Annotated in this window: 1 protein-coding gene; it reads right to left on the bottom strand. The window is 64.4% G+C overall.

From position 1 onward, the window contains the following. The coding region (locus tag PUR53_RS00280; RefSeq protein WP_329906969.1) for a HAMP domain-containing protein at nt 1-334 on the bottom strand (334 nt) is incomplete at both ends.

Raw genomic sequence — 334 nt, 5'->3', positions numbered from 1 at the left:
TAGGAGAGCTGGTCGACCATCCCGTTGACGGTGTTCTTCAGGTCCAGCATCTCGCCCGCGACATCCACCGTGACCTTCAGCGAGAGATCACCCTTCGCCACCGCCGTCGTCACCGCCGCGATGTCCCTCACCTGGATGGTCAGGTTGTTCGCCATGAAGTTCACCGACTGCGTGAGGTCCTTCCAGGTGCCGGAGACACCCTGCACCACGGCCTGACCGCCGAGCAGGCCCTCCGAACCCACCTCGCGGGCGACCCTGGTGACCTCCTCCGCGAACGACGACAGCTGGTCCACCATCGTGTTCAGCGTGTTCTTCAGCTCCAGGATCTCCCCGC

It is taken from the genome of Streptomyces sp. SP18BB07 (assembly GCF_036322545.1).
Lineage (GTDB): Bacteria > Actinomycetota > Actinomycetes > Streptomycetales > Streptomycetaceae > Streptomyces > Streptomyces deccanensis.
This window is presented reverse-complemented; position numbering and strand designations above follow the sequence as displayed.